Raw genomic sequence first — 25275 nt, 5'->3', positions numbered from 1 at the left:
ATACGCCTGCTCCATCTCGTAATCTTTTTGCGCCGCCGCAATGCCGCAAAGGAAGGTGGTGTCGGGTCAGTTCTCTCTAGGCTCCAGAGCGCTCGTCACGTTGTGCCCATCCTCGTGCGGTGGGCGGCCGCCGCTTGAGGATGCGCATTTGAAACTGGTTTTCTCAAGATCTTTTAGTCCTGAGGGCCTCAGGCGGGGGCGCTTGCCATTTAGTTATCGTCACCTGCAAATGCCGAACCCGCACTCGACGCCAATCTACGCGTTGGCCAGTTTGCGACATCTGGTTTCGGCGATTCCGCTTTCAGTAGCGACGATCATGCTGGACGGCTGATATGAGGCGCGTTCCCGCCTGGCAGCTTAGGGGCAGCAAGCAGGACGTCGGCTTTCTTACCTCGACCTGGCCTAAGCAGTCATTCAATTCGTGGCCTCAAGCAGCTCATCCACGCTCCTCCTGACGCGGCGTGCCACCCAGCCGATGTCGGGCTGATGTGCGTGGACGGCAGTCGTCCTTTGACCACAGCTTCTGGCGGCGCCGATTGGCGAGCGCCTCGCTATCATTAGCGATGGAACGGAAAAGAAACCATTCAGCATCAGACTACCGCTTTTCGACACACCTTTTCGAATATGTCGGAACGAGCGCTTGTCGCGCAGCCCACGACGCCCCCCATGGTGAACCGGTTCCATGAAGAGTCTGACAATACGCCACCGCATCCTCGTCAGTTTCGCAGCCGTTCTGGTGGTCATGTCCGTGATAGCCCTCATCGCGTACGCCTGGTTTCTTCAGGCGGGGGAGGAGGCGACTGAGGTCGAGAAGGGCATCCTTCCGGACCTTTATCACAGTACCGAGATCATGACGGGCCAGATGGCGGCCCATAGTCTGCTTCAGGAATATGCCCTTCAGGACAACCCGTCAGACAGAAGCACGGTTGAAAACGCGATCACGACCAATCGCAACCAGGTGCAGCGGTCGATGGACGACTATGAGGCAACGATCGTCTCCGATATCGACAAGCAGAATTATGCAGCCGTCAAACAACTCGCCAACGAATTCCGTCTGGCTGAAACTGCTGTGCTGGAAACAAGCCGGGCTGCCTTGTCGAAAGGTGAAACTCCCAATGAAAGCCCAGCTATCAAGAACGAAGTAGAGCCGATCTTTGTAAAATTGCAGTCCGCTCTGCAGGCCATGGTTGAGGATCACAGAGGCGAGGCAAACAGCGCGACGCAGCGGATCAGCTCGATCGTCAGAACGGCCGAAGTCGGTTTGAGCGTTGGGTTGTTGATAGCCCTCGGGCTAGCCCTTCTTTTGGGTTACCAGCTGTTTCGCGCCATTACAGGTCCGCTCACCCGTTTGGTCGACGCGGTTCAATTGATGCGGCAAGGCGACTTCAGCGAACGGCTCGATCTGAGGCGCCGAGACGAATTCAGCGTGCTTGCCGACGGCTTCAACGCAATGGCGGACGATCTCACAACCCTCATTGGTCAGGTTCAAAGGTCCAGCATACAGGTCGGCACGTCGATAACTGAGATCGCCGCCACCTCCAAGCAACAGCAGGCAACTGCGACTGAAATCGCAGCGACCACAACAGAAATCCGAGCGACAGCCAAGGAAATCTCCGCCACATCAAACGAACTGGTCCGCACGATGAACGAGGTCTCCACAGTTGCCGAACAAACCGCTGCCGTGGCTGGCGGGGGGCAAGCGGGGCTGACCCGTATGGAAGAAACCATGCAGCAGGTCATGGAAGCGGCTGGCGCGATCAATTCCAAACTGGCGATCCTGAGCGAGAAAGCCGGCAGCATCAATCAGGTGGTGACGACCATCACCAAAGTGGCCGATCAGACGAACCTGTTGTCGCTCAACGCTTCCATCGAGGCGGAGAAGGCAGGCCAATATGGCCGGGGTTTTGCAGTGGTGGCGACGGAAATCCGAAGGCTCGCGGACCAGACAGCTGTCTCCACCTACGATATCGAGCAAATGGTCAAGGACATCCAGTCGGCAGTCGCGGCCGGGGTGATGGGCATGGACAAGTTTTCCGAGCAGGTCCGTCGGGGTATGCAGGACATCCAGCAGGTCGGCGGGCAACTCTTCGAGATCATTCAGCAGGTTCAGGGGCTGGTGCCACGTTTCGAAGTCGCCAATGAAGGCATGCAAGCACAGGCGACCGGCGCGGGGCAGATCAGCGACACGCTAACCCAGCTAAGCGAGGCAGCTCAGCAAACAGTCGAGTCCCTTCAGCAATCGACGCTCGCGATCGACGAGCTCAATCAAGTCTCAGGCGGCATGCGAAGTAGCATATCGAGGTTCAAGCTACGAGCATAGCGAGCCGGCAGTAGGAGGTGACAATGCTATTCCTCGCCTTCAGCATGGGTCCGGATCGCTACTTGATCGATGTCCACAAAATTGAAGAGGTGCTGCCCTATATCGACGTGAAAGTTCTTCCGGGTGCGCCAACTGGTGTGGTGGGTTTGGTCAGCTATAACGGAATACCCATCCCCCTGATCGATGTCACCCTTCTTGCGCTTGGCCGACCATCGGAGCGCCTATTGAGCACCCGGATCGTTGTGACGCGCTATCCGGCGGATGATGGCGAGCGACGCCTGCTGGGGCTGATCGCGGAACGGGTGACGGATACGATCGAGCGAGACCCGGCCGATTTCGCGCCGTTCGGACTGGAACCAGGAACCCCGCCCTATCTTGGGCCGGTGGCTTCCGATGGTTTGGAGATCATTCAGTGGGTCAAAGTGGAAGCGCTGCTTTCGGAAGAGATTCGTACCGCTTTGCTCCGCCAGGCGGCAATAGGTGATCAATGACCGGAGCAATAGAAAAGCTCCTGACGGAAACCATTGGACTGGACAGTGCCAGCGTTGGTCCGACAGTGGTTCGTCAGGCGGTCAGAGAACGGATGGAAGCATGCCGGATAACCAACCCTCAGGCCTATAGGCACCACTTGGCCGGTTCCTCGCAGGAGCTGCAGGAGCTGATCAATGCGGTGGTGATCCCAGAGACCTGGTTCTTTCGCGACCGAGAAGCGTTCACGATGCTGGCGCGGCATGCGCGCGCGCACAAGCCTGCTCAGCCGATAAGAATCCTAAGCCTGCCATGTTCAACCGGCGAAGAGGCTTACTCGGTCGCCATGGCCATGTTCGATGCCGGCTTTGAGGCGCATGAGTTCAAGATCGATGGCGTGGACGTCAGCAGCCGCAATATCGCGACGGCTGAACACGCCATCTATGGCCGCAATTCGTTTCGCGGCAGCCATTTAGAATTCAAGGATCGCTATTTCGAAGCGGCCGAGGGCGGGTTGCGGCCTGTTGCTGGGGTGCTGAAACAGGTTCGGTTCATGGTAGGAAACTTGTTCGGTTCTCACGCGCCTTTCGGGCAAGAGGTCTATGACATCCTGCTTTGCCGCAATTTGCTGATCTATTTCAATCGAGAGCTGCAGGATCGCGCATTGATCTGCCTGAAGGACCTGCTGGCCAAAGACGGACTTCTTCTGGTCGGTCCGGCGGAAGCAGCTCTTCCAAGGGTGCATGGCTTTCTTTCCGCTGAATGGCCATTGGCCTTCGCCTTTCTGAAATCGGAGCCCGTCAAGACCACGGCGCCGAAGGTTTCGGCCGCCGTCCCGGTGCGGACGCCAAGCCCTAAGGTCAACAAGACCGAGCCTCTTCGTCCGTTCCGACCGACAATTGGCAATGAAGGCCGCGGGCAGGCTCCGGCCAAGCCGCTTGCACACGCCTCGGAAAGCCTCATCGCGGTTGAACGGATCGCCAATGCAGGACGCGTAAAGGAGGCACAGGAGGTCGCCCTGGCGCATCTCAGGGAGTTCGGTCCTTCCGCAGAAATCTTCTACCTGCTGGGCCTCGTCCAGGATGCGGATGGTTCTGCACCCGAAGCCGCGCAAAGTTATCGCAAGGCGCTCTATCTCGCGCCAAATCATCGAGAAGCTCTTGTCCACCTGGCCTTGCTGCTTAGCAAGCAAGGCGACCATAACGGCGCCGAGGCGCTGGCCGGCCGGCTGGGTCGGGTCCAGAAAAGGAGCGGCAGTTGATGGCGGCTTCGACAAGGATCGCCCAGCCGGTGGAGGAGATCGAAATCAACGACTGCTGGCGGCAAATAGGCGTACGGGGTGACAAGTCATGTCCGCTACTAGAGCAGCATCTCCACTGCCGCAATTGCCCGACCTACAAGAAGATCGCACGACGCCTCCTCGACCGTGCAGCTCCCTCGGCATCTCGCGACGAATGGCCTGACAACGCTGGTCGTGCAGGGATCGATTCGGCAGACAACGACGCGCTGCAGACGGCCGTTCTCTTCCGTTTGGGGGAGGAATGGCTGGCACTTCCAGTCGGTATTTTTCATGAAGTGGCTGAATCTCGTCGCGTTCATTCACTTCCACATCGCAGGAACAGTGCACTGCTCGGCATTGCGAATGTCCGTGGTGAATTGCTCATTTGCCTTTCCCTGGCCGAATTGCTCGGGATAGACGAGCGCAAGGAAGGGGAACAAGGCACACGAACCAAGGTATTTCGCCGCCTTGTCGTGGTAGGCGAGCGCGACAAGCGGGTTGCTTTTATGGTTGATGAGATCCACGGCTTACATCGGTACCAGGAACGCGACACTCTCGCTGTTCCGGCCATGATTGGGAAGGCACTGTCTGCCGCTACGGTTGCCGTGCTGCCATGGCAAGGACGAGCCGTTGGCTGTCTCGATCCACGACAACTGCTCACGATGCTGGATCGGAGCATCGCATGACAGATGAAGACTTCAGCCAGGTTTCGATGCTCAGCCTCTTCCAGGCCGAACTGGAGATGCAGTCACGGGCTCTGACCTCTGGACTTCTGGCACTCGAACGCGATCCTATCGCCGCCGACGCCCTAGAAGCATGCATGCGTGCCGCGCATTCCCTGAAAGGAGCTGCCCGCATCATCGACCTGATGCCCGCAGTCAAAGTTGCAAATGCGATGGAAGACTGCCTGGTCGCAGCGCAACGCGGGCATCTGAGGGTGCGACGGGAGCATATAGACGCGCTTCTGCAAGGTTCTGACCTTTTGAAATTGATCGCATCGGGATCATCGAGCGAGAGCGCCAACTCAGAAGTCGAAACCTTTCTCGCGAAGTTCGAGGGGTTGTCCCTCCCCCAGGCAAAGCCCGGGCCCCAAGATTCTGCAGCTGATTTCGCAACTCCAGATCATGCCCAGGAGCAACTGGCGACGACCTCTTCAGCGAACCTCCTCGTTGGGGCGGTGCCGCAAGCCCACGACAGCATCGGCTCTGATAGAATGGTTCGGGTGACGGCAGACAGCCTGAACCGATTGCTCGGGCTGGCTGGCGAGTCGCTGATGGAAGCTCGGCGGCTCAGGCCATTCGCTGACGGGCTGCTACGGCTGAAGCGACTTCAATCGGACCTCGCAAGTGCATTCGACAATCTTCATGCAGCGCTGCCGCCGGTTTCAAACGATGCGGCGGTGGTGGAGGCGCTGGCTGAAGCGCAGCGAAAGCTTCGGTTGAGCCAAGCGTTCCTGGCGGAGCGTTTCGATGAGTTGGATTCAGTGGATCGGAAAGCGACCGATCTTGCCAACAGATTGTACGACGAAACGTTGGCGAGCCGGATGCGGCCTTTTGAGGACGGCGTGCGACACTATGCGAGAATGATCCGCGACCTCGGTCGTACCCTTGGCAAGCGGGTGCGACTGGAGATCGTAGGCGGCTCGACCGGCATCGACCGCGATATCCTCGAGCAGCTCGATGCCCCTTTGGGGCACCTTCTGCGCAACGCTGTAGACCATGGGCTTGAACCGCCTGAGGAGCGCCTCGCGATGGGCAAACCCGAAGAGGGGCTCATCAGGCTCGAAGCGAGGCACAATGCCGGGCTGCTGCAGATAGCCGTGGTGGACGACGGCAGGGGGATAGAGCTCTCGAAGCTGCGCGAGACCGTCGTCGCCCGGCAACTTGCAACCAGGGAAAGTGCTGAAACACTCAGCGAAAGCGAATTGCTCGCATTTCTGTTTCTGCCAGGCTTTTCCATGAAAGCGGGCCTTACCGACGTCTCAGGTCGCGGTGTGGGGCTCGATGCAGTGCAAGCCATGACGAAGGAAGTCCGGGGAGTCGCAAGCGTCTCCTCAGAATTTGGCCACGGAACCCGATTTCAACTGCAATTGCCGCTGACATTGTCGGTCCTGCGCACGCTGCTCGTCGATGTCGATGGAGAGCCCTATGCTTTTCCACTCGCTGCCATTTCCAAGACTTTGAAACTGCAGCGGACGGAGATCAACGTCCTGCAGGGCCGGCCGCATTTTCGATTGAACGATCGACAGATCGGGCTGGTCACCGCTCGCGAGGTGCTCGATCGAGGTGAGCCCGGATCGGAACCGAACGAACTATCGGTCGTCGTCGTGGATGCGGGTCGGGGCGATGCGTACGGCCTGATCGTTGACCGTTTTCTCGGGGAACGCGAGTTAGTGATCAGACCTCTCGATCCACGGTTTGCCAAGATCAAGGACATCAGCGCAGCGGCCCTGATGGAAGACGGTTCGCCTGTTCTGATCTTCGACGTCGACGATCTGATCCGATCGGTGGAAAAGCTTGCATCGTCCAGCGGATTTCGAGCTCTTCGGCGCGCCGCGGGCGGTCCCGAAGCGAGCAGGCGCAAGCGCGTGCTCGTGATTGACGATTCACTGACGGTTCGCGAACTCCAGCGCAAGATGCTCGGCAATTACGGTTATGAGGTCGAAGTGGCGGTAGACGGCATGGACGGGTGGAATGCCGTCCGGTCTGGTCCTTTCGATCTCGTCGTCACCGACATCGACATGCCTCGCATGGATGGCATCGAGCTGGTGAGTTTGATCAGAAAGGACGCTGATCTCAAGAACACACCCATTATGATCGTTTCATACAAGGATCGGGAAGAAGATCGCGCGCGCGGGCTCGACGCAGGTGCGGACTATTATCTGACCAAGAGTAGTTTTCAGGACGAGGCGCTGATCCATGCCGTCGTGGACATGATTGGCGAGGCGGCTGAATGAGATCGAGATTGGAAGCCAGCGAATGAGAATCGGCGTAGTTAACGACATGCCGATGGCGGTTGAACTTCTGCGTCGACTGGTTCTGTTGACCGGCGAACATCAGGTCGCGTGGATCGCGACTAATGGGCGTGAGGCGGTCGAGGTCTGCAGACGTGATCTGCCGGATCTGATACTCATGGATCTAGCGATGCCAGAGATGGACGGCGTGGAAGCGACGCGCAGAATCATGGCGGAAACCCCGTGCTCAATCTTGCTGGTGACCGCCAGTATCGAAGCCAACCTCGCCGGCGTCTACGAAGCAATGGGTCATGGCGCGCTTGACGCAGTCGATATTCCGTCAGTGGGCATCGAAGGCAACGCGTCCTCGCAATCCGCCCGGCTTTTGACGAACAAGATACGAACGATAGGCAAGTTGATCGGCGATGCGCCTACCCAGGCAAAAAGGCGGATGTCACGTGCGGCTGAGCCGTCAACTCGACACGTGATAGCAATCGGCGCCTCTGCGGGCGGGCCGGCTGCCGTTGCCGCAGTCCTGAGCGCGTTTCCCGTTGATTTTCGCGGCGCGATTGTGCTTGTCCAGCATCTCGATGCTCAGTTCGTTCCAGGCCTTGTTGATTGGCTAGGGCAGCATACGCGTCTCCCGATCCGTCCGGCGGGGGAAAGGGATAGTCCACAAGCGGGCACCGTTCTCGTTGCCAGTTCTGCGGATCATCTGGTTTTCAAGTCAGCTCAGCAACTTGGCTATACGCCCAGCCCCAAGGACAATGTTTATCGGCCGTCGGTAGATGTGTTCTTCGAAAGTGCGGCGCAATGGTGGCCTGGCTCGGTGATTGGTGTTCTGCTCACAGGCATGGGCAGGGATGGTGCGCGCGGGCTGAGACAGCTCCGTGACAAGGGACATCTCACAATCGCGCAGGATAGAGCAACAAGTGCCGTCTATGGCATGCCGAAGGCCGCCGCCGACATCGGCGCGGCTGTTGATATTCTTCCTTTGGGTGCGATCGGCTCACGTATAATCGAAGCCTGCGAGCGCTCCACGTGAAAGGCCCCTTCCGATGACGCAAGAACCAGAGTTGGTCCCGCCACTCGCAGATAACTATTCATCCATGGTTCTGCTCATCGATGATCAGATCATGGTTTGCGAGGCGGTCAGGCGCGCCCTAGCCAACGAGCCCGATATTTCCTTACACTTCTGCACCGACCCGTTGAGAGCGATGACGGTCGCGGATGAGGTAAAGCCAACCGTCATCCTGCAGGATCTCGTCATGCCCGGGGTGGATGGGCTACATCTGGTGCGAGAATACAGGAAGCATGCGTCGACACGCGCGGTTCCAGTCATTGTGCTGTCGAGCAAGGAAGATCCAGCCACCAAGGGCGAAGCCTTCGCTGCGGGCGCGAACGACTATCTCGTCAAACTGCCGGATCGTATCGAGTTGATTGCACGCATTCGATATCACACGCGGGCCTATCTGGATCACGTCCAGCGAGACTCGGCACACCGAGCGCTGAGGGAAAGCCAGCGACAGCTGATCAGTGCAAATCTAGAGCTTGAACGTCTGACGCGGATCGATGGCCTGACAGGTCTCGGTAACAGGCGCTATTTTGACGAATATCTGGCGGCTGAATGGAAACGCGCTTTTCGCGCACAGTCCCCACTGTCGCTGTTGATGATCGATGCCGATAACTTCAAACGATACAACGATACCTATGGCCATATGGCCGGCGACGATGTGCTGAAGCAAATCGCCCGCGTAATCCAGAGCGGTTCCGGCCGCTCCACCGATCTCGCTGCGCGGTACGGAGGCGAAGAGTTCGTCATCGTGCTGGTCGACACCATACTGGAACAATCCAGTGCGATCGCCGAGCGGCTCGTCCAGAGCGTGCGAGAGTTGAACATACCCCACGGCCCGGATCGCGTGACCATCAGCGTCGGCGTCGCAACAGCGGTGCCCACCGAGAACGAGACGCCAAACGATTTCGTCAATGCCGCCGATTTGGCTCTGTTTCGTGCCAAATCGGAAGGACGAAATCGTGTTGCGCTTCATATGTCCCGCAGCTAGAGAAGCTCACATCTCAGTCAACGAAGCGCGCCCTGTTCGATTTGAGGACGACCTTGGCGAAGTCGGGCATCTCGAGACCTTGCCGCACCAGGCCATCAAGAGTTTTCTCAGCCGCCCTGATGGCGGAGAGCCGGGCCAGCACAGTCTCAGCCTCCAGGCGAGGCACCACGGCGACACCGTCGCGGTCGCCGACCAGTATGTCTCCCGGCGAGATAGTCACTCCTCCCAGCACCACCGGGAATCCGACCGTGCCTGGACCATTTCGCGCAGGCGAATTCGCAATGACCCCGGCACAGTAAACCGGCAACCCGACCGCCTCGATCCCGACAACGTCGCGCACCAGACCGTCAGTGATGAAGCCGGCGACCCCCTTGTTGCGCGCCATGCCGAGCACGAGATCGCCAGCTACCGCGGTACCGGCAAAGCTGTCGGTGGCCGCGACGATGACATCGCCACTTGCTGCGGCATCCAGTGCTCCAAACAGGGCGAGGTTGTCGGCGGGACCGCAGTGACAGGTCACGGCGACGCCGACCATCGTCGCAGTAGCTGGCGACAGTGGCTTGATCGCATAATGCAAGGCGCCGCGTCCCCCCATCGCGTCTACGACCTGGCTAACCGGCACGCCCGCAAAAGCACTGATGATTTCTGCTGCGGGCCGTTCGAAACGGCGCTTGATGGTGAGCAGTGGTGGGTCTTCAATCATGTAGCGGCCCCATTCCCTGAACGAACGAAATACAGTCCGGCCCGAGGTCGCGCAGGCTCCGCGCGCCCATCAGTCCCATGACGCGGTCGATCTCCTTGCGGTAGAGTTCGAGCACGTGGCGTACCCCCTCCTCGCCGGCGACCGCGAGCCCCCACAACTGCGGCCGCCCGATCAGACAGCACGAGGCGCCGAGCGCCAGGGCCTTGACGACGTCAGAGCCTCGCCTGATGCCGCCGTCGATAAGCACTGGTACGCGGCCGGCGACAGCCGCGACAACTGCCGTCAACGCGTCCAGGGATGCGGCGGCGCCGTCAAGCTGACGTCCCCCATGATTGGATACGATGATGCCGTCGATTCCTCGGGCTACAGCCTCGGCGGCTTCGCTGGGATGCAGGACGCCTTTCAGCAACAACGGTCCGGACCAGACAGTGCGCAGCCAGTCGACATCGGCCCAGGAGAGTCCGGGATCGAGCATTGCGGCCATTCGGCCCGCCAATGCACCGACCGTCGCCGTATCTCCGGGGCGCGCGTAGTTGCCGAAAGTCAGTTTCGGGAGTCGGGTGCGCATACGAAGAAGCCACGCCGCCTTGGTGGCGGCCGCGAGGGTTCCGGCCACACCGAAGCGCGGCGGGATGGCAAAACCGTTGCGGATGTCGCGTTCACGGTTGCCAAGCATCTGGTTATCAATGGTGAGCACCAGCGCGTCGTAGCTTGAGGCACGCGCCCGATCCACCATTTCTCGGGTGAAGCCGCGATCGGTATAGACGAACACCTGCATCCACCGTGGGCTACTTCCGGTGGCTGCTATATCCTCCAGCGTGCAGACCGATCCGTGGCTGGCGCAGTAGAATGTCCCTGCGGCCGCTGCGGCTCGGGCGGCTGCGCGCTCGCCGTCGGGCCAGAACAGCCCAGCCAGGCCGGTTGGCGCGATGCCCAGCGGGATGGCAAGTTTCGCGCCGAAGAGGTCAAGGGAAAGGTCTCGCGTCGTTGCACCGTTGAGTGGTCGCGGCAGAATGGCAACCTCGTTAAAAGCTTGCTCGTTCCGGCGCAGCGTTCGCTCATCCTCGGCACCGCCATCGGCGAAGTCGAACACCGGGCGTGGCAAAGTCCGCCGCGCGGCGACGCGGACCGCGGCCACGCTGTACAGGCACTTCAACGCCGCCATCGAAGCGGACGATGCCGCACCGCCGGCACCGCGGTCATCGCCTGTGTTTGAGGCGGACGAGGAGCTACTCACGGTTGCTTTCCGCCGATGCGACCATGATGCGTCGGTCCACCGCCTCCCGGAACACGCACGCAGGAGAGTGTTCCCTCAAAGGAGGGATCGCTGCCGGTCGCCAGCACGCCGGCATTTGTCACCCAAAGCATCTCGCCCGAGAAGACGCAGTTGGTCGTTGCCTGGCCGCAGACGAAGAAACCCTCCGCTGTGCCGTTGGGCTTCAGAACGTGAATGCCGTTGGCGGCAATATCCGTGACATAAAGGCGGCCATCGGCTCCGACCTTCAGCCCGTCCGGGATCGGATTGGCCCCAGGCAAGCGGCCCAGGTCTTCGACGGAACCATCCGGACGCTGCCGCTTGACGCGCCCCGTATAGGACTCCCCCCAAATGATCGAGCCGTCGGCTTCGATCGCCACACCATTGGGGAAGGTCGGCTTGTCGAAACCGAGAGCAAGGTAAGCACTGCCATCGGGGTTGACGGCAAAGATGTAGCTTGGGTCCGGATTCCCCGGGTTGTATGTGCCGGGATCGCTGAAGATGAGCCGGCCGTCAGCAGCAAATACAAGATCGTTTGGCCCATTGAGCCGAATGCCCGCGACTTCGCTCAGCAGGATTTCCGGCTTTCCGCCTTCGGCAACCCGCTGGATCGATGGCGTCGTCATGTCCGCGGCCCGCCAAGGTCCGGTCGTGCCGCCGTTCTGGCAGACATAGAGCAGGTCATCCGATCCGAGAACGCAGGCGTTGGGCGCTCCGGCAACATACGCGAACTGGCGAGCACTTCCGTCGCGATCTATGGCCGTCAGCTGGCTGCGATAGCTTTCGACGATGACAATTCGGCCATCGGGCAGCACCGTCGGGCCCTCGGGCCAGCCAAGGCCGGTCGCGACAACCTCGACGGCCAGCTTTTCAACCTCGTTCATCGTGCGACCCCCAGAACGGCAGCCTATCAAGATTTGTCGGGTATAATCCAGCCTGGCGGTCTCCGGACCCGGCGACTCAAAGATAGCTTGGCTGACGTGCGCGTTGCTGGCCCCCCCTAAGCCGCCCCCCCCCGGCGCCGGTGAACCCCGACGGGCGGAGGCCTATGGCTACAGCGCGAGCCGATCGGTGTCTACATAGCTCGGTAGCACTGGCTTGCTCCTCCAGGTTGGGTGGCAGGATTAGGTGCTGCTGAGGCCAGCGTGCCAGGAACAAGTGCAGGTGGAGAAGGTTGAATCTCAGTTCCTCTCCCTCTAACACTCACAAAGTCCAATAATTCTCTGCTCCGCTGCCAGGCGCTCTGGAGCCCGAGCGTTTGCAGGGCGTGCGTGTGGCCAAAAGCTGGGGAGCGCCGCAGCGCCCAGGCGTGCAAATTGCTCTCTGAACGCCGATCCTTCTCCGAAGCTGGGGAGTAGCCCCAAAATCCAACAGCAATATCATGCCTCAACGGCGGTTTTGCCACTGCCAGTTTTGCGGTTCGCTCGCCTGTCAAAAGGGACAGTCTTTCGGGTCACGATCCGGAGTGGGTTTGCCAAGGCTCCCGGAATCGAGGTGGCCCACTTTTGCGTCGGGGCTCCGCCACTCTTCAGATCAACAGCAACCAGCACCAATACGCACCAATCACCATTTGCACAGCGAACGCGGTGAACCTGAGACTGACCGCGAGTTGGCTGGTTGAGACGAGGTGGATCACCGACTGCACTATACGTGCGCCTAACATCGTGGAGGCCAAGGGATCCGTGACATCTGTCTTTGAAATGATGATCGCGACTCCGAGCAGACCTCCGAAGATTGGAAGCCCTTCAATGCAGTTGGCGTGGGCACGGGCTAACCTCCGCATAAACGGGGAGAGGGCTCCGTTATCTGGCGTAAAGCCGTTTGCCGGGACTTGCCCAGAGATCACCAGGTAGCTCCGGATAACTTCCATCACGATCAGCAGGGCCAGCGCCCACGAGATGAAGCCAGTCAATGCGTAAGCACTCGCCGACATGTGCCCTCCCCGTTGCTAGCACTCTAGGTCGTTGTAGCCGATCAACTAGTCTAATGCTATTCGACGAGGAGGGGCGGCCTGTAGTGGGGCCGAAACGGAATAGCAGCTTTTGGACGTTGTGCCCGGAATAGCTGCCGTTCAGCCAATCAGCAGGATTGACCGCTTTCGCCCTTTAGCGACCCTTCCGCGCCAGATCAGTCGATGCTTGAAGCTGCCATTCGCAGAGTGAAAGCGGCGTCGAGCATGGTCAGAAAGGCGCGCACGGCGGGGTTGGCGCGTCGGCTTGCCGGCCAGAGCACGGTGACATTGTTTCGCTCGACCGCGAACGTGGACAGCACTGGGACCAGTTCGCCGCGCTTCACATAGGGAGCCGCCATGAAGGAGGCGCCTATGCCTATCCCACCGCCGGCTGCCAGCATGATGAGCACGGCATCGCTCGCATCGGCGACCACACCGGAATTGGGCACGATCTCGATTTCACGGTCGCCAATCCGGAAGGGCCAGCGAAAGGCCTGGCCTGTGCTCTGATAGCGAAGATTGACGGTGTCGTGCCCTTTCAAGTGATCGGGATGGGTCGGTGTGCCGCGTTCCTCGAGATAGGCTGGCGAGGCGAAGCAGCAAAGCCGATGGGGTGCGAGCTTGCGTGATAGTAGCCGGGTGTCAGCCAGATCACCGATGCGTATGGCGACATCGATCCCTTCCTCGATCATGTCCACCAACTGGTCACCCAGCCTGAGATCGACGATCAGGTTCGGATGGAGCCGACGGAAAGCCGGTAAAGCAGGAGCGATCAGATGGAGTCCGATCGGCAGCGACGCGGCCACGCGCAACGTGCCCGATGGTTCGGAGCGCGCGGTCATTGCCGCCTGCTCTATTTCCTCCGCCTCGCGTAGCAGACGCAGCGCGCGCTCATGCAGGTCGCGCCCTTCGGGCGTGAAGGTGAGCGAGCGCGTTGTACGGGTAAACAGCGACACTCCTAAATGCCGCTCGAGCCGCTGGACGCTCTTGCTGACCGCCGACGGGGAAATCGACAGCGCGCGCGCCGCTGCCGTGTAGCTGCCCAGCGATCCCGCACGCGCGAAGGCGATGATGCCGGTGAGCCGATCCAAAGTGATATGTTCCGCCATGGCATTACTTAACCGCCATCGGCACCGATTATCAACCGGCGGTCATGCCGTTAGATTCGCTCCAATGACATGGATGAGCGGAGATTTCACCAATGAGCGATAAGATGAAGGCAGTCCGTCTGCACGCATTCGGTGGTCCCGAGATGCTGGTGTACGAAGACGCGCCTAGGCCGGGTGTGAAGCCCGGCGAGGTGCTTGTCCGAGTCCAGGCGGCCGGGCTTAATCCGCCCGACTGGTATCTGCGGGATGGCTATCGCGCACTGCCGCCAGAATGGCGACCCAACGCGTCCTTCCCACTGATTCTCGGCACAGACGTGTCGGGCGTCATTGAAGCGGTTGGCGCTGACGTCGCTGATTTCAGCATCGGTGACGAGGTCTACGCAATGGTTCGCTTCCCCGATAACTTGATGACGGGTAGCAATGCCTACGCGCATTATGTCAGTGTGCCGGCATCGCATGTTGCGTTGAAACCAGCCGGCATCGACCATATTCATGCGGCTGGTGCGCCGATGTCGCTTCTGACGGCATGGCAGTTCTTGATCGAACTTGGCCACGACGAGCCGAATCCGTTCCAGCCCTTACCGCATGAGCCGGTGCCCCTCGACGGCAAGACGGTGCTCATAAATGGTGCCGGAGGCGGTGTCGGGCATCTGGCCGTCCAGATGGCGAAATGGCGGGGCGCTCGCGTCATCGCGGTGGCATCGGCCAAGAACGAGGCGCTGATGCGCGATCTCGGCGTGGATCAATTCATCGACTACAAGACAACCGCGGCGGAAGATGTCGTCCGAGACGTCGACCTTGTCCTCGACGCGGTGGGCGGCGCGGACATGGAGCGCTTCTTCCATGTTCTGAAGCCGGGCGGCGCGCTGTTCCTGGTCAACCCACTGGGCTTCGCTGGTCACGAAGAGACAGAGAGGCTGGGGATCACGGTCTCATCCACACAGGTTCGATCCAATGGCGCGCAGTTGGCAAAAGCCGCCCGCCTGCTCGACGACGGCCTTGTGCGTGTCGTCATCGACAGCACATTCCCGCTGGCCGAGGCATCGCGCGCACATGAGCGCGCCGCCGACGGCAGTATTCACGGCAAGATCGTGCTGGCCGTCTGAATTGTTGCTTTCAGTCGCCCGACCATCGGGAGTGCAGACGGTCGGGCGGGATTACGCCGTTCAGCCGACGAAGACCACCGACCGACGTCCGGCTGAATCGTGCTCGACTACAAGTGCCGCGATGGCTGCGGCGATCTTCGCGCCGCCTTGCACTGACGGTTCGATAGGATTGGCGAAGTCCGCGTCCTCATTCGATACCAAGCGCAGGTCGACGAGCGGCATACCGCGCGAGAACGCCGCCCGGGTGATGACGTCGTTGAGGACCGTCAGGGCAGCTGCGGCAAGTCTACGACGCTGTGGGTCGGGAAAGCGCGCCTCGTAGATCGTGCAGATAGCGGTGGGTAGGTTTTGGCCCAGCGCCCCCTCGAGCATCGTACAGTAGTCGTGCTCGAATTCCTCCCGGACATCGCTGATCCTGTCCAGAACCTCGGCCACCGAACGGGCCCCCTGCTCCAGAATCCCTGCATGACGAAGAGCATCATTGCCACCGACGCTGACGACAAGATGGCTAGCATCCTGGGGGAGCCGTTCAAGCTGCCGCTCGACGCCGCTTGTGACGGCGCCGTCGACGGCGTTTAGCGTTGCACGCCACCCCTCCGGCAAGCGCTCCCGCAGCTGCCGCACTACGTCCGGCCCGCGCGCGACATAGGCAGCGTTGTCAAAGATCGAATCCCCGAGAAGGACGACGTGTGGCATCGGATGCTCCGTTGAGGCCTCTGCCAATGCTGCATCAGCAGAGGAGGTAAGGTGGTGGGTTGTGACCGCGGCAGCGAGCACGGTCAGGAGATCACGGCGAGTCAGGCCACCTGCAGAACGGAGCGGCATCTCAGCCGTCCAGGAACGCCAGAAGCGCGGCATTCATCGCGCTGGCCTCTTCGCGCTGTGCCCAATGCGTCGCCTTCTCGAACGTCTGCAGGCCCCGATCGTTGCAAAGGGCCAGACTGCGCTCGGCCAGGCCATATTCCAGAGCTTGGTCCTGCATCCCCCACAGTACAAGGGTCGGTGTCGTGATCCGCTGCTTCAGGCTTGGGCGGAAGCGCAGCGCCCGATACCAGTTGAGCATGACGGTCAGCGCCCCCGGCCGTTCCCAGGCCTGCCGATACTCTGCGATTTCCTCCGCCGTGAAGGCATCTGTTCGGCTGGATTTGATGAGCGCCCGTGCCAGCAGAGCCGAGTGCCCTGCTCCCAGAACAGCCTCCGGCAGCAAGGGGAACTGGAAGAAGGCGGCATAGCTGCTCCGCAGGAACTGGGTCGGAGATCGCAAGGAATGGGCAAGCAGCACCTCGGGATGGGGCGCGTTCAGGATGACGAGCCTTTCCAGGCGGTGCGGCAGCTTTGCGCCTGCCGCCCAGGCGACGATACCGCCCCAGTCATGACCGATGAGGTGAAACCTTCCGATGCCGAGCGCGTCGGCGATGGCAACGACATCGCCGACGAGCTTGGGGAGCGTGTATTCACGGATGGCTTTCGGCTTGTCACTGGTGTTGTAGCCCCTCTGGTCGGGAACGATGACCCGGAATCCAGCGGAAGCGAGCGCATCGATCTGCCGTCTCCAGCCGATCCAGAAGTCGCCGGGAGCAGTCTGTCCCGGTCCAGCCGCTAGGCTGGCAGCAGCGGAGGCGTCGATCAAAGTTAATATCTCGCGGAGTTGACGAGGAGTTCTGATAAGCAAGTTTCAATTTCGCGCTTTTTCCCGCAAATTCGAGAGCGTGAGGAATTGAAACCATTCGTTGATTAATCAGGCGTTTTCGCCGGCCTGTCACGCCGGAGGTCGCGGGTTCGAGCCCCGTCACTCGCGCCATTTCTCCTCAGGAGAAATGTGACATAATCGTCTAGAATCATGATCTTGCATGAGGCAATTCAGATCCGGTCGGATCTGAATTCGATCTCTCCCCCAACGACGTCACCCCTTGGCCAGCAGCGCCTCGACCTCATGCAGCGTCGGCATGGATGGCGCCGTACCCGGCCGCGTCACCGAAATGCCGGCGACGGCGCAGGCGAAGCGGACGGCTTGCAGCGGCTCCACGCCTTTGGCGAGTGCGGCGGCCAGGCCGCCATTGAAGGCATCGCCCGCACCGGTGGTTTCGACCACTGCGCCGGCATTGACCACCGGGACATGGACGGACCGAGCGGCCGTGTGCAGCAGCGCGCCTTTTTCGCCGAGCGTGATGATGACCGAGCCGACGCCTTTTTTGAGCAGGCTGTCGGCGGCGCGGCGGGCGTCGTCGATGGAGGCGACCTTGATGCCGGTCAGTTCCTCGGCCTCGGTCTCATTGGGGGTGACATAGTCGCAAAGCGTATAGATGCGGTCCGGCAGTTTTGCTGCCGGCGCCGGATTGAGGATGGTGGTCACCCCTGCCCCGCGCGCGATCTCGAGTGCGCGCAGTGCCGCGTCGATCGGCTGTTCGAGCTGGGTGACGAAGACGCCGGCTCCACGGATCAGGCCGGCATTGGCCTCGATGTCTTCAGACGAGATCAGCATCGCCGCACCCGGGCTGACGATGATGGCGTTGTTGCCGGTCGTCTCCTCGATGAAGATATAGGCCGCGCCGGTATAGCTTTGCGGCGTGTCGATGACGGCGGATTTCACGCCCGCCTCTGCCCAGGTCGCCTTGGCCATGTCGGCGAAAGCATCGACGCCAAGCCGGGTCAGGAAGGTGACGTCCGCGCCGAGCTTGCCTGCCGCCACCGCCTGGTTCGAGCCCTTGCCGCCAGGTCCCAGCTTGAAGGAATTACCAAGAATGGTTTCACCCATGCGCGGCTGTCGATCGGCCCGGTAAGCGGTGTCGGCGACGAAAACGCCCAGAATGACGACAGGTTTGCCCGACGCCATGGCCCTACTCGGCGTCCGGCGGCACGACGCCCTTGCGAAAGGCGAAACAGCCATAGAAGCGGCGCTCCCCGGTCTGGATGACGCAATAGGCTTTCTTGGCGCGCTCGTAGAAGGCGTAGCGCTCGACCGAGATCATCGGCCAGGCCTTGCCCTCGGCCTTGTCGATCTCCTTTTGCACCTCTTTTTGCACCGGCGGGATCTCGTCCGGCTTGCCGACGATCTCCATGCGCGCGGCCGCATCGTCGACGAAAGTGTCCAGCGGATAGAGCGACAGCACCGCCTTGACCACATCGGCCGCCGAGGCGTCGATGTGCAGCAGCTTGCCGAGCACGGTCTGCTTTGCCACCGAATCGGCGGGGAAATTGGTGTCGGCGATGATCAGATCGTCGCCGTGTCCCATTGCCCTGAGCGCCTGGAGCACATCGGCATTGAGCAATGGGTTGATCCCTTTGAGCATGGCAGTCCTCGTCAAACAGGTTTGGTCAAAGTCGATTGGAAATCAGAGCCGGTTGCCGGTCTCGGCGTCGAAGAGATGGACCTGGTCGAGGCGCGGCTTGAGATTGAGCGTGTCGCCGGGCTTGAAGTCGTGGCGCTCGCGAAACAGCGCCACCATCTCGCCGCTGTCGCCGAAGCGCACGAAGACCAGCGTTTCGGAACCCGTGGGTTCGACCACCGAGATCTTTGCCGGCACGCCGTCGGGATGGATTTCGAGATGCTCGGGCCGCACGCCATAGACCACGGCCTGGCCCTCCTTGGCGGCGCTGCCGGCAGCAATCGGGAACAGCGTGCCTGCTATCTCGACCTTGTCGCCCTTGCGCACCACGCCTTTGAGCAGGTTCATCGACGGCGAGCCGATGAAGCCGGCGACAAACAGATTGGCCGGCCGGTCGAACAATTCCAATGGCGCGCCGACCTGCTCGATACGGCCATCGCGCATGACGACGATCTTGTCGGCCATGGTCATGGCCTCGATCTGGTCGTGGGTGACGTAGATGGTGGTGGTCTTCAGCCGCTGGTGCAGTTCCTTGATCTCGGTGCGCATCTGCACGCGCAGCTTGGCGTCGAGATTGGAGAGCGGCTCGTCGAACAGGAAGACCTGCGGATTGCGCACGATGGCGCGGCCCATGGCGACGCGCTGGCGCTGGCCACCGGAGAGCTGGCGCGGATAACGTTTCAGGTACGGATTGAGGTCGAGAATGTCGGCGGCGCGCTTGACCCGCTCGGCGACCACGGCCGGATCGGTCTTGCGCAGCTTCAGCGCAAACGCCATGTTCTGCTCCACCGTCTTGTGCGGATAGAGCGCGTAGTTCTGGAACACCATGGCGATGTCGCGCTTGGCCGGCGGCAGATTGTTGACGATGCGCTCGCCAATGGCGATCGTGCCGCCGGAGACGGTCTCCAGCCCGGCCACCATCCTGAGCAGCGTGGACTTGCCGCAGCCCGACGGGCCTACCAACACCACGAACTGGCCATCGGCGATATCGACGCTGACCTCGTGCAGGACCTTGACGGTTCCGAACGCCTTGGCCACATTGCTGATCGCGACTTGAGCCATCGTCCCCCCTTTTCTCGCGGTGAAGCTAGCCATTGCCAACGGCAAGGGCAAGTCGGTATGTTATCGATAAAAAGCCATTCGTGTTGACAAGGTAATCGATTACGCAAATATTAGCTGTTGCCAATCCGGCAGTCGGATTTTTATCCGAAAATCGGAGCTCCAGGCGACGCAGGGTGGGGTCCCACGTCCCCGTATGATAAAGGAGAACCGCCGACGTTTCGGCGTCGGAGGGATTGGCATTTAATTCACGACTGTTGTTCTGGGAGGAATAGATGAGAGTCGGTCTGTACGAAAAACTCGTCCGCGCGGGTGCCACCCGGCGTGACATACTCAAAGGCGCGGCCTCGATGGCCGCGATCGCCGCCGCATCGGGCGCTGGGCTCGGCGCTTTCACCCGCCCGGCTGAAGCCGCCAGCGAGCTACGCTCCAAAATTCTGCAGATCCCCGGCGTCGGCAAGGGTCAGCCGACGGATGCCGATTTCCAGAAGGTCGGCGAACTCTGCCTGGAAGCCACCAAGGCCAACGTCAAGGAAGGCGAATTCGCCGGCGTCGAGCTCACCTTCATGGGCCTCAACAACCAGAACCTGCACAATGTGCTGTTCCGCGGCTTCCTGAAGCCGTGGGAGGCCTATACCGGCGCCAAGATCAGCTGGATCGACCTGGCGCAGGCCGACTACAATGCCCGCCTGCAGCAGTCGATCGCCACCGGCACCGTCGACTTCGACATCATCGAGATGGGCGCGCCCTTCGAAGGCGATGTCTGCGGCAAGGGCCTGACGTCCGAGATGCCCGACTGGGTCAAAGAGCAGATCGACATGAAGGATGTCGTGGCCTATCTGCAGCCGCCGGTCGGCACCTGGGACGGCAAGCAGTACCGGATCACCGTCGATGGCGATGCGCACAACTTCAATTACCGCACCGACGTTTTTGCCGATGCCGACCTCGCCAAGGCGTGGAAGGACGGCGGCGCGGCCACCGAATGGGGTGTGCCGAAGACCTGGCAGGAAGTCCAGGCCGTCACAAAATTCCTCAAGGGCAAGAAGTTCAAGGATCAGGACGTCTTCGGCTATCTCGATGCGCCCAAGGCCTGGGGCGGTTTCGGCTTCTACTTCCTCGGCAGCCGCGCCACCGCCTATGCCAAGCATCCCGACGACAAGGCCTGGCTGTTCGATGCCGACACGATGAAGCCGCGCATCAACAATCCGGCCTGGGTGCGCGCCATCCAGGACGTCATCGACGCGCTGCCGTCGGAGCCCGCCGACCAGATCAACGCCGACCCGAACACGACAGCCTTCCAGCAGTTCCTGGCCGGCACCGGTTCGATGGTCACCTGGTGGGGTGACGTCGGCTCCAACGTCAAGACCAATGATAGCTCGGTCATCGGCGACGTCACCGGCTTCTCGATCCTGCCGGGGTCCGACGACGTCTACAATGCCAAGACCGGCGCTTGGGACAAACTCGCCAGCGGCCCGAACTATGCGCCGAACTGCGCCTATCTCGGCTGGGGCGTCTACGTCATGGCCCGCGTCGATACTGACGAAAAGAAGAAAAAAGCGGCATGGTCGGCCGCCGCTCATCTCGGCGGCAAGGACCTGTCAATCTGGACGGCGATGTATCCGTCCGGCTTCCAGCCCTACCGCAACTCGCATTTCGACATTCCCGAATGGGTGGCGGCAGGCTACGACGAGGCGTTCATCACCTCGTATCTGAAGTCGGAAGCCGACAGCTACAACCATCCGAACGCGGCGATCGAGCCGCGCATCCCCGGCATCTTCCAGTATTATTCGGCTGCCGAGGACATTCTGGCCAACACATTCGCCGGCAAGATGAAGGCGCAGGAAGGCGCCGACGCCATTGCCGCGGCCTGGGAGAAGCTGACCGACCAGATCGGCCGCGAAAACCAGATCAAGCTCTACAAGGCCTCGCTCGGCGTGTAGGCTGATCCTATCGTGACAACAGGTCCGGCGGTGCAAGCCGCCGGACCTGACCGGCTCGGGCCGGTCGCAGGCTTGATTTTTTAAACGGACGGGGACGCGTGGCAGACCAGACCACCAATGCATGGCCGGCCAACGCCGGCCCAGCCGATCTGATCTCGCCGGCCCGCAAGCGGGCGGGTTTTGCCCTGATGGCGGCCGCCACGCTTGGCCTGCTGGCGGTGATCGCGTTTGAGATCCTCTACAAGAACGAGATCACCACGCTCGGCTTCGAGACCTGGCGTCCGATCGTCTACGCCTATGTTCTGTGGGGCGTGGCGCTCGGCATCGGCCAGGTGCTGACGCGCGGCGAGGACGGCCAGCGCGCGCTGTTCCTGCTGCCGGCGCTGCTGTTCACCATCGCCATGGTGATCTTCCCGACGCTGTTCGGCTTCTATATCGCGCTGACCGACTGGAACCTGTCGTCCTTTTCCGGCCGCAAGTTCAACGGGCTCGACAATTTCTGGCAGATGCTGGCCGATCCCTACTACCGCAACGCGCTGTTCAACATGGTGCTTTATGTGCTCGCCGTGCTGGTTGAGTATGTGATTGCCTTCGGCCTGGCGCTGCTGCTCAACGCGCAGATCCGGGCGCGCAAATTCTTCCGAGTCGTCTTCCTGATGCCGCTGATGCTGTCGCCGGTCGCGGTATCCTGGATGATCGGCAAATCGCTGATGGAGTACCGTTTCGGGCCGGCGGCGACGCTGGCGCGCCATCTCGGCTGGGAGAACCCCGCCTTCTTCTCCAACCCGATCACCGCCCGCATCTCGATCATGGTGCTCGACGCCTGGACCTTCATCCCGTTCATGATGATCATGCTGCTTGCCGGCCTGCAGGCGATGTCGCGCGACGTGCTGGAAGCGGCGCGCGTCGATGGCGCCACGCCCTGGCAGACTTTCTGGCAGGTCACCTTCCCGCTGATGCTGCCGGTGTCGGTCACGGCGGTGATCCTGCGCATCATCTTCAAGTTGAAGCTCGCCGACATCATCATCACCGTGACCTCCGGCGGGCCTGGCGGCGCCACCGATTCGGTGTCGAGCTTCATCTACCGCGAATACCGCGACCGCTCGAATGTCGGCTACGGCACCATGCTGGCGATGGCCTATCTCGTCATCATCGTCGTGTTCGTGACCTGGCTGTTGAAATTCGCCAATCGCTTCGTGCGCAACGTGAACTGACGAGGCACAATGAGCGTCCAGACCACCGACTATGCTGCCTCGGAAATCCGCTCACCGCTGGGTTTTCTGGCCAATCGCATCTTCATCTATGGCGCGCTGGCGTTCTGGGCCTTCATCTGCCTGTTCCCGATCTACTGGACCATCACCACCTCGTTCAAGACCGCGGTCGACGTCACGCAAGGACACCTCATCCCGTTCGTCGACTTCCAGCCGGACTGGAAGGGCTGGCGCTCGCTCGGCCTGTCGCCGGATTCGATCTTCCAGACCTCGACGGTGCGCGAGGAGTTTTTCAAGCGCTTCATGAATTCGGTCATCACCTCGGTCGGCGCGTCGAGCCTCGCCATCGTCATCGGCAGCCTCGCCGCCTATGGGCTGACCCGCTACCGCTATCAGTTCGCCTGGTTCAAGAACGAGGACATCTCCTTCTTCTTCCTGTCGCAGCTGATCCTGCCGCCGGTGGTGCTGGCCCTGCCCTTCCTGGTGCTCTACCGGGAAGTCGGTCTGCTCGACACACGCATCGGCCTGATCCTGCTCTACACGCTGATGGTGCTGCCGATCGTCATCTGGATCATGCGCGACCAGTTCAACTCGATCCCGGTCGAGCTCGAGGAGGCAGCGCTGGTCGACGGCCTCTCGATCTGGGGCGCTTTTTTCCGCATCGTCATGCCGATTGCGCTGCCGGGCATGGTCGCCGCTTTCATCCTGGCGATGGTGCTGTGCTGGAACGAGTATTTTTTCGCCGCGCTGCTGACCTCGACCGACGCCAAGACCATCCCGGTCATGGTGGCGAGCCAGACCGGCTCGCAAGGCATCAACTGGTGGTCGATGGCGGCGCTTGCCACCGCCGCGATCGCACCGCTGGCGGTCATCGGGATTGCGCTTGAGCGGTATCTGATCATGGGCATGACGGCGGGCGCGGTGAAGTAGGGCGAGAGGCGGCGTGCCCCTCTACTGTTGACCTCGGCGGGACAGCACCCCCCCTCTGGCCTGCCGGCCATCTCCCCCGCAAGGAGGGAGATCGGCAGCTTTGGCTGCATCGCTTTTCTTGCGACGTAGGTGATTGGCGAAAGCGGAAATGACATCTGATCTCCCCCCTTGCGGGGGAGATGTCCGGCAGGACAGAGGGGGTGTGAAGAATCGCTACAGAGCGACTTTGTCTGCTAGCGCCCCAATATCGCCCTCAGGTGATCCATGATCATCGCGACGCCCTTCTGCCCTAGCTCCGCCGAGGCCTCCGGCGCACTGGCCGTATACCACGCGGTATTCTCGCCAAAACGCCCGGCATCGACCGCTTCCGGACACAGTGCCAGCATCAATGATGTCTCGCCAACACCGGCGTGATCGAACGGATACTTCCCGTTCATGGCAGCCGACATTAGCGGGTGCACCTGCACCCAGTTGAAGAAATTCTCGCCGGCGGCGTGCCCGGCATAATAATCGGCCATCTCGTCTGAGCCCCACCAGCCCTCGCCGCGCTGCTTCTCGAGGAAGCGGAAAATCGCCTGGCGGCCGGCGGCCTTGAAGGCGAGATCGGTCGGCATGCCGGCGGCAAAGTTCTCGGTCTGGTGGTGGATGATGGCGTTGATGTTACGAAAGCCGATGCGCAGCAGGCTGTAGAACAATTCTTCGGCGAACGGCGCCAGCTGGTTGCCGCCGACCTGCACCGAGCCGTTGCCTTCAGGTGCTGCCACCACATAGCTCGCCGCACCGTAGTAGAAAGCCGGCAGGATGACGATGTCGGCCTCCTTCTCGTAGAGCTCCAGCGTCTTGACGACGGCCAGCGTGTCCATGCCGACGGCCATGTGCTCGCCGTGATATTCGAGCACGCCGAGCGGGAGAGCGACCGGCCAGTTCTCGGCGATCGCCTTGCGGATCTGGTGCGGCAACATCAGTTCGTAGCGCATGATCTATTCCATGTTGGTGTGGCGGGTGCGCATGGCCTCGGACGACTGGCCGGTCAGCGCCTTGAGCTTCAGCACCATCACCTCGAACAGCAGGAACAGCGCCCCTTCGAAGACCGAGCCCATCGGCAGCAGCGATGTCTTTTGTGGCCCCTGGTCACGCGCCATGGTCTGCGCCGGGATCAGCAAGGTGAAGTCGGCAAGCGCGACCGCACTACTGCCTGCCTCGGCGGTGAGCAAAAGCACGGTGGCGCCGGCCTGGCGGGCGACTTGCATCAAGGTAAGCACCGTCGTCGTCTCGCCCGGGCCGGAACTGACCAGGAAGACATCGGCTGGGCGAAGCGGTGGCGTGTTCATGTCGCCGACCACCGACACCTCAAGGCCAAGGTGATAGAGGCGCATGGCGAAACCCTTGAGCTGCAACGCCTCGCGGCCGCAGCCATAGACGACGATCTTTTGCGCGCGGGCCAGGGTTTCGCAGGCGGTGTCGATGCCGGCTTCGTCGACGCGCGCCAGTACGGCGCCCAGCTCTTGCAGGGCGGTCGAAAACATATCCGAGCCGGCATTCGTCATGAGAGTCCCATCTGTCCGGCTGGGTTTGTGGCCGGTGATTTCGGGTTGCGCGCTT

General features: G+C 61.2%; 23 protein-coding genes. 11 read left to right on the top strand and 12 right to left on the bottom strand.

Annotated elements, in window-relative coordinates; genetic code table 11:
- Positions 1-682: 682 nt before the first annotated feature.
- From X757_RS145360 to X757_RS145385, 7 genes are all read left to right on the top strand, one after another.
- On the top strand, positions 683-2320 hold the full coding sequence (locus X757_RS145360) for a methyl-accepting chemotaxis protein (protein WP_023700504.1): 1638 nt from the start codon (positions 683-685) through the stop codon (positions 2318-2320).
- A gap of 23 nt (positions 2321-2343) precedes the next feature.
- Positions 2344-2811 (top strand): chemotaxis protein CheW, encoded by a 468-nt coding sequence (locus X757_RS145365; protein ID WP_023700505.1) that lies wholly within the window; start codon positions 2344-2346, stop codon positions 2809-2811.
- The gene (locus X757_RS145370) at positions 2808-4049 is read left to right on the top strand and encodes a protein-glutamate O-methyltransferase CheR (protein ID WP_023700506.1); all 1242 of its coding nucleotides are present in this window, start codon (positions 2808-2810) and stop codon (positions 4047-4049) included. The genes X757_RS145365 and X757_RS145370 overlap by 4 nt, the downstream gene beginning before the upstream one ends.
- A complete protein-coding gene (locus X757_RS1000000166755; protein ID WP_023726879.1) occupies positions 4049-4753 on the top strand; it encodes a chemotaxis protein CheW in 705 nt (234 codons plus the stop codon). Before X757_RS145370 ends, X757_RS1000000166755 begins: the two co-directional genes overlap by 1 nt.
- On the top strand, positions 4750-7023 hold the full coding sequence (locus tag X757_RS145375) for a hybrid sensor histidine kinase/response regulator (RefSeq protein WP_023700509.1): 2274 nt from the start codon (positions 4750-4752) through the stop codon (positions 7021-7023). The genes X757_RS1000000166755 and X757_RS145375 overlap by 4 nt, the downstream gene beginning before the upstream one ends.
- Positions 7024-7045: 22 nt before the next feature.
- Positions 7046-8065, top strand: coding sequence for a chemotaxis response regulator protein-glutamate methylesterase (locus tag X757_RS145380; protein ID WP_023682287.1), 1020 nt, complete (start codon positions 7046-7048; stop codon positions 8063-8065).
- Between the two features lie 64 nt (positions 8066-8129).
- Complete coding sequence (locus X757_RS145385) at positions 8130-9083, top strand: PleD family two-component system response regulator (RefSeq protein ID WP_023669440.1); 954 nt, start codon at positions 8130-8132, stop codon at positions 9081-9083.
- A 13-nt stretch (positions 9084-9096) separates the two neighbouring features.
- On the opposite strand, the gene X757_RS145390 is transcribed toward X757_RS145385, so the two are convergent.
- The 5 genes from X757_RS145390 to X757_RS145410 form a co-directional block, all read right to left on the bottom strand.
- Complete coding sequence (locus tag X757_RS145390; RefSeq protein ID WP_023700510.1) at positions 9097-9786, bottom strand: RraA family protein; 690 nt, start codon at positions 9784-9786, stop codon at positions 9097-9099.
- On the bottom strand, positions 9779-10951 hold the full coding sequence (locus tag X757_RS145395; RefSeq protein WP_023724766.1) for an alpha-hydroxy acid oxidase: 1173 nt from the start codon (positions 10949-10951) through the stop codon (positions 9779-9781). Before X757_RS145395 ends, X757_RS145390 begins: the two co-directional genes overlap by 8 nt.
- 68 nt (positions 10952-11019) lie before the next feature.
- Entirely contained in the window at positions 11020-11925 is a 906-nt protein-coding gene (locus X757_RS145400) for an SMP-30/gluconolactonase/LRE family protein (protein ID WP_023700512.1), read from the bottom strand.
- A gap of 644 nt (positions 11926-12569) precedes the next feature.
- Positions 12570-12974 carry an MAPEG family protein gene (locus X757_RS145405; protein WP_023682292.1) on the bottom strand — a complete coding sequence of 135 codons (405 nt, stop codon included), beginning with the start codon at positions 12972-12974 and terminating at the stop codon, positions 12570-12572.
- A gap of 194 nt (positions 12975-13168) precedes the next feature.
- Positions 13169-14101: a LysR family transcriptional regulator gene (locus X757_RS145410; protein WP_023726878.1), complete on the bottom strand. Its 933-nt coding sequence runs from the start codon at positions 14099-14101 to the stop codon at positions 13169-13171.
- A 92-nt stretch (positions 14102-14193) separates the two neighbouring features.
- On the opposite strand from X757_RS145410, the gene X757_RS145415 reads away from it, so the two are divergent.
- Positions 14194-15207: an NADP-dependent oxidoreductase gene (locus X757_RS145415; protein ID WP_023726877.1), complete on the top strand. Its 1014-nt coding sequence runs from the start codon at positions 14194-14196 to the stop codon at positions 15205-15207.
- A 60-nt stretch (positions 15208-15267) separates the two neighbouring features.
- On the opposite strand, the gene X757_RS145420 is transcribed toward X757_RS145415, so the two are convergent.
- The 5 genes from X757_RS145420 to X757_RS145440 form a co-directional block, all read right to left on the bottom strand.
- Positions 15268-15903, bottom strand: a complete 636-nt coding sequence (locus X757_RS145420) for an SGNH/GDSL hydrolase family protein (protein WP_023726876.1) — start codon at positions 15901-15903, stop codon at positions 15268-15270.
- Between the two features lie 130 nt (positions 15904-16033).
- A complete protein-coding gene (locus X757_RS145425) occupies positions 16034-16837 on the bottom strand; it encodes an alpha/beta fold hydrolase (protein WP_023726875.1) in 804 nt (267 codons plus the stop codon).
- A 273-nt stretch (positions 16838-17110) separates the two neighbouring features.
- Positions 17111-18040 (bottom strand): ribokinase, encoded by a 930-nt coding sequence (gene rbsK, locus X757_RS145430; RefSeq protein WP_023726874.1) that lies wholly within the window; start codon positions 18038-18040, stop codon positions 17111-17113.
- Positions 18041-18044: 4 nt separating this feature from the next.
- Complete coding sequence (locus X757_RS145435; protein WP_023669431.1) at positions 18045-18497, bottom strand: RbsD/FucU family protein; 453 nt, start codon at positions 18495-18497, stop codon at positions 18045-18047.
- Between the two features lie 42 nt (positions 18498-18539).
- On the bottom strand, positions 18540-19595 hold the full coding sequence (locus X757_RS145440; protein ID WP_023697414.1) for an ABC transporter ATP-binding protein: 1056 nt from the start codon (positions 19593-19595) through the stop codon (positions 18540-18542).
- A 272-nt stretch (positions 19596-19867) separates the two neighbouring features.
- Between X757_RS145440 and X757_RS145445 the strand changes: the two genes are divergently transcribed.
- From X757_RS145445 to X757_RS145455, 3 genes are all read left to right on the top strand, one after another.
- The gene (locus X757_RS145445) at positions 19868-21532 is read left to right on the top strand and encodes an ABC transporter substrate-binding protein (RefSeq protein ID WP_023669429.1); all 1665 of its coding nucleotides are present in this window, start codon (positions 19868-19870) and stop codon (positions 21530-21532) included.
- A 98-nt stretch (positions 21533-21630) separates the two neighbouring features.
- Complete coding sequence (locus X757_RS145450; protein ID WP_023689462.1) at positions 21631-22746, top strand: carbohydrate ABC transporter permease; 1116 nt, start codon at positions 21631-21633, stop codon at positions 22744-22746.
- Positions 22747-22755: 9 nt separating this feature from the next.
- Positions 22756-23673, top strand: a complete 918-nt coding sequence (locus X757_RS145455; protein ID WP_023669427.1) for a carbohydrate ABC transporter permease — start codon at positions 22756-22758, stop codon at positions 23671-23673.
- Between the two features lie 233 nt (positions 23674-23906).
- On the opposite strand, the gene X757_RS145460 is transcribed toward X757_RS145455, so the two are convergent.
- Together X757_RS145460 and X757_RS145465 are read right to left on the bottom strand one after the other, a co-directional pair.
- Positions 23907-24650 (bottom strand): creatininase family protein, encoded by a 744-nt coding sequence (locus X757_RS145460; protein WP_023689463.1) that lies wholly within the window; start codon positions 24648-24650, stop codon positions 23907-23909.
- A 3-nt stretch (positions 24651-24653) separates the two neighbouring features.
- The gene (locus tag X757_RS145465) at positions 24654-25220 is read right to left on the bottom strand and encodes an SIS domain-containing protein (protein ID WP_023689464.1); all 567 of its coding nucleotides are present in this window, start codon (positions 25218-25220) and stop codon (positions 24654-24656) included.
- Positions 25221-25275 lie beyond the last annotated feature (55 nt).

The organism is Mesorhizobium sp. LSHC412B00, from assembly GCF_000503035.1.
In the GTDB taxonomy this organism is placed as follows: Bacteria; Pseudomonadota; Alphaproteobacteria; order Rhizobiales; family Rhizobiaceae; genus Mesorhizobium.
Note: the sequence above shows the minus strand (reverse complement) of the source record. Positions and strands in the feature narration are given on the sequence as shown.

What these genes read in the sequence shown, in the direction of transcription:
- X757_RS145360 (WP_023700504.1), top strand. Translation starts at nt 683, where the DNA reads ATGAAGAGTCTGACAATACGCCACCGCATCCTCGTCAGTTTCGCAGCC.
- X757_RS145365 (WP_023700505.1), top strand. Translation starts at nt 2,344, where the DNA reads ATGCTATTCCTCGCCTTCAGCATGGGTCCGGATCGCTACTTGATCGAT.
- X757_RS145370 (WP_023700506.1), top strand. Translation starts at nt 2,808, where the DNA reads ATGACCGGAGCAATAGAAAAGCTCCTGACGGAAACCATTGGACTGGAC.
- X757_RS1000000166755 (WP_023726879.1), top strand. Translation starts at nt 4,049, where the DNA reads ATGGCGGCTTCGACAAGGATCGCCCAGCCGGTGGAGGAGATCGAAATC.
- X757_RS145375 (WP_023700509.1), top strand. Translation starts at nt 4,750, where the DNA reads ATGACAGATGAAGACTTCAGCCAGGTTTCGATGCTCAGCCTCTTCCAG.
- X757_RS145380 (WP_023682287.1), top strand. Translation starts at nt 7,046, where the DNA reads ATGAGAATCGGCGTAGTTAACGACATGCCGATGGCGGTTGAACTTCTG.
- X757_RS145385 (WP_023669440.1), top strand. Translation starts at nt 8,130, where the DNA reads ATGGTTCTGCTCATCGATGATCAGATCATGGTTTGCGAGGCGGTCAGG.
- X757_RS145390 (WP_023700510.1), bottom strand. Translation starts at nt 9,786, where the DNA reads ATGATTGAAGACCCACCACTGCTCACCATCAAGCGCCGTTTCGAACGG.
- X757_RS145395 (WP_023724766.1), bottom strand. Translation starts at nt 10,951, where the DNA reads ATGGCGGCGTTGAAGTGCCTGTACAGCGTGGCCGCGGTCCGCGTCGCC.
- X757_RS145400 (WP_023700512.1), bottom strand. Translation starts at nt 11,925, where the DNA reads ATGAACGAGGTTGAAAAGCTGGCCGTCGAGGTTGTCGCGACCGGCCTT.
- X757_RS145405 (WP_023682292.1), bottom strand. Translation starts at nt 12,974, where the DNA reads ATGTCGGCGAGTGCTTACGCATTGACTGGCTTCATCTCGTGGGCGCTG.
- X757_RS145410 (WP_023726878.1), bottom strand. Translation starts at nt 14,101, where the DNA reads ATGGCGGAACATATCACTTTGGATCGGCTCACCGGCATCATCGCCTTC.
- X757_RS145415 (WP_023726877.1), top strand. Translation starts at nt 14,194, where the DNA reads ATGAGCGATAAGATGAAGGCAGTCCGTCTGCACGCATTCGGTGGTCCC.
- X757_RS145420 (WP_023726876.1), bottom strand. Translation starts at nt 15,903, where the DNA reads ATGCCACACGTCGTCCTTCTCGGGGATTCGATCTTTGACAACGCTGCC.
- rbsK (WP_023726874.1), bottom strand. Translation starts at nt 18,040, where the DNA reads ATGGCGTCGGGCAAACCTGTCGTCATTCTGGGCGTTTTCGTCGCCGAC.
- X757_RS145435 (WP_023669431.1), bottom strand. Translation starts at nt 18,497, where the DNA reads ATGCTCAAAGGGATCAACCCATTGCTCAATGCCGATGTGCTCCAGGCG.
- X757_RS145440 (WP_023697414.1), bottom strand. Translation starts at nt 19,595, where the DNA reads ATGGCTCAAGTCGCGATCAGCAATGTGGCCAAGGCGTTCGGAACCGTC.
- X757_RS145445 (WP_023669429.1), top strand. Translation starts at nt 19,868, where the DNA reads ATGAGAGTCGGTCTGTACGAAAAACTCGTCCGCGCGGGTGCCACCCGG.
- X757_RS145455 (WP_023669427.1), top strand. Translation starts at nt 22,756, where the DNA reads ATGAGCGTCCAGACCACCGACTATGCTGCCTCGGAAATCCGCTCACCG.
- X757_RS145460 (WP_023689463.1), bottom strand. Translation starts at nt 24,650, where the DNA reads ATGCGCTACGAACTGATGTTGCCGCACCAGATCCGCAAGGCGATCGCC.
- X757_RS145465 (WP_023689464.1), bottom strand. Translation starts at nt 25,220, where the DNA reads ATGACGAATGCCGGCTCGGATATGTTTTCGACCGCCCTGCAAGAGCTG.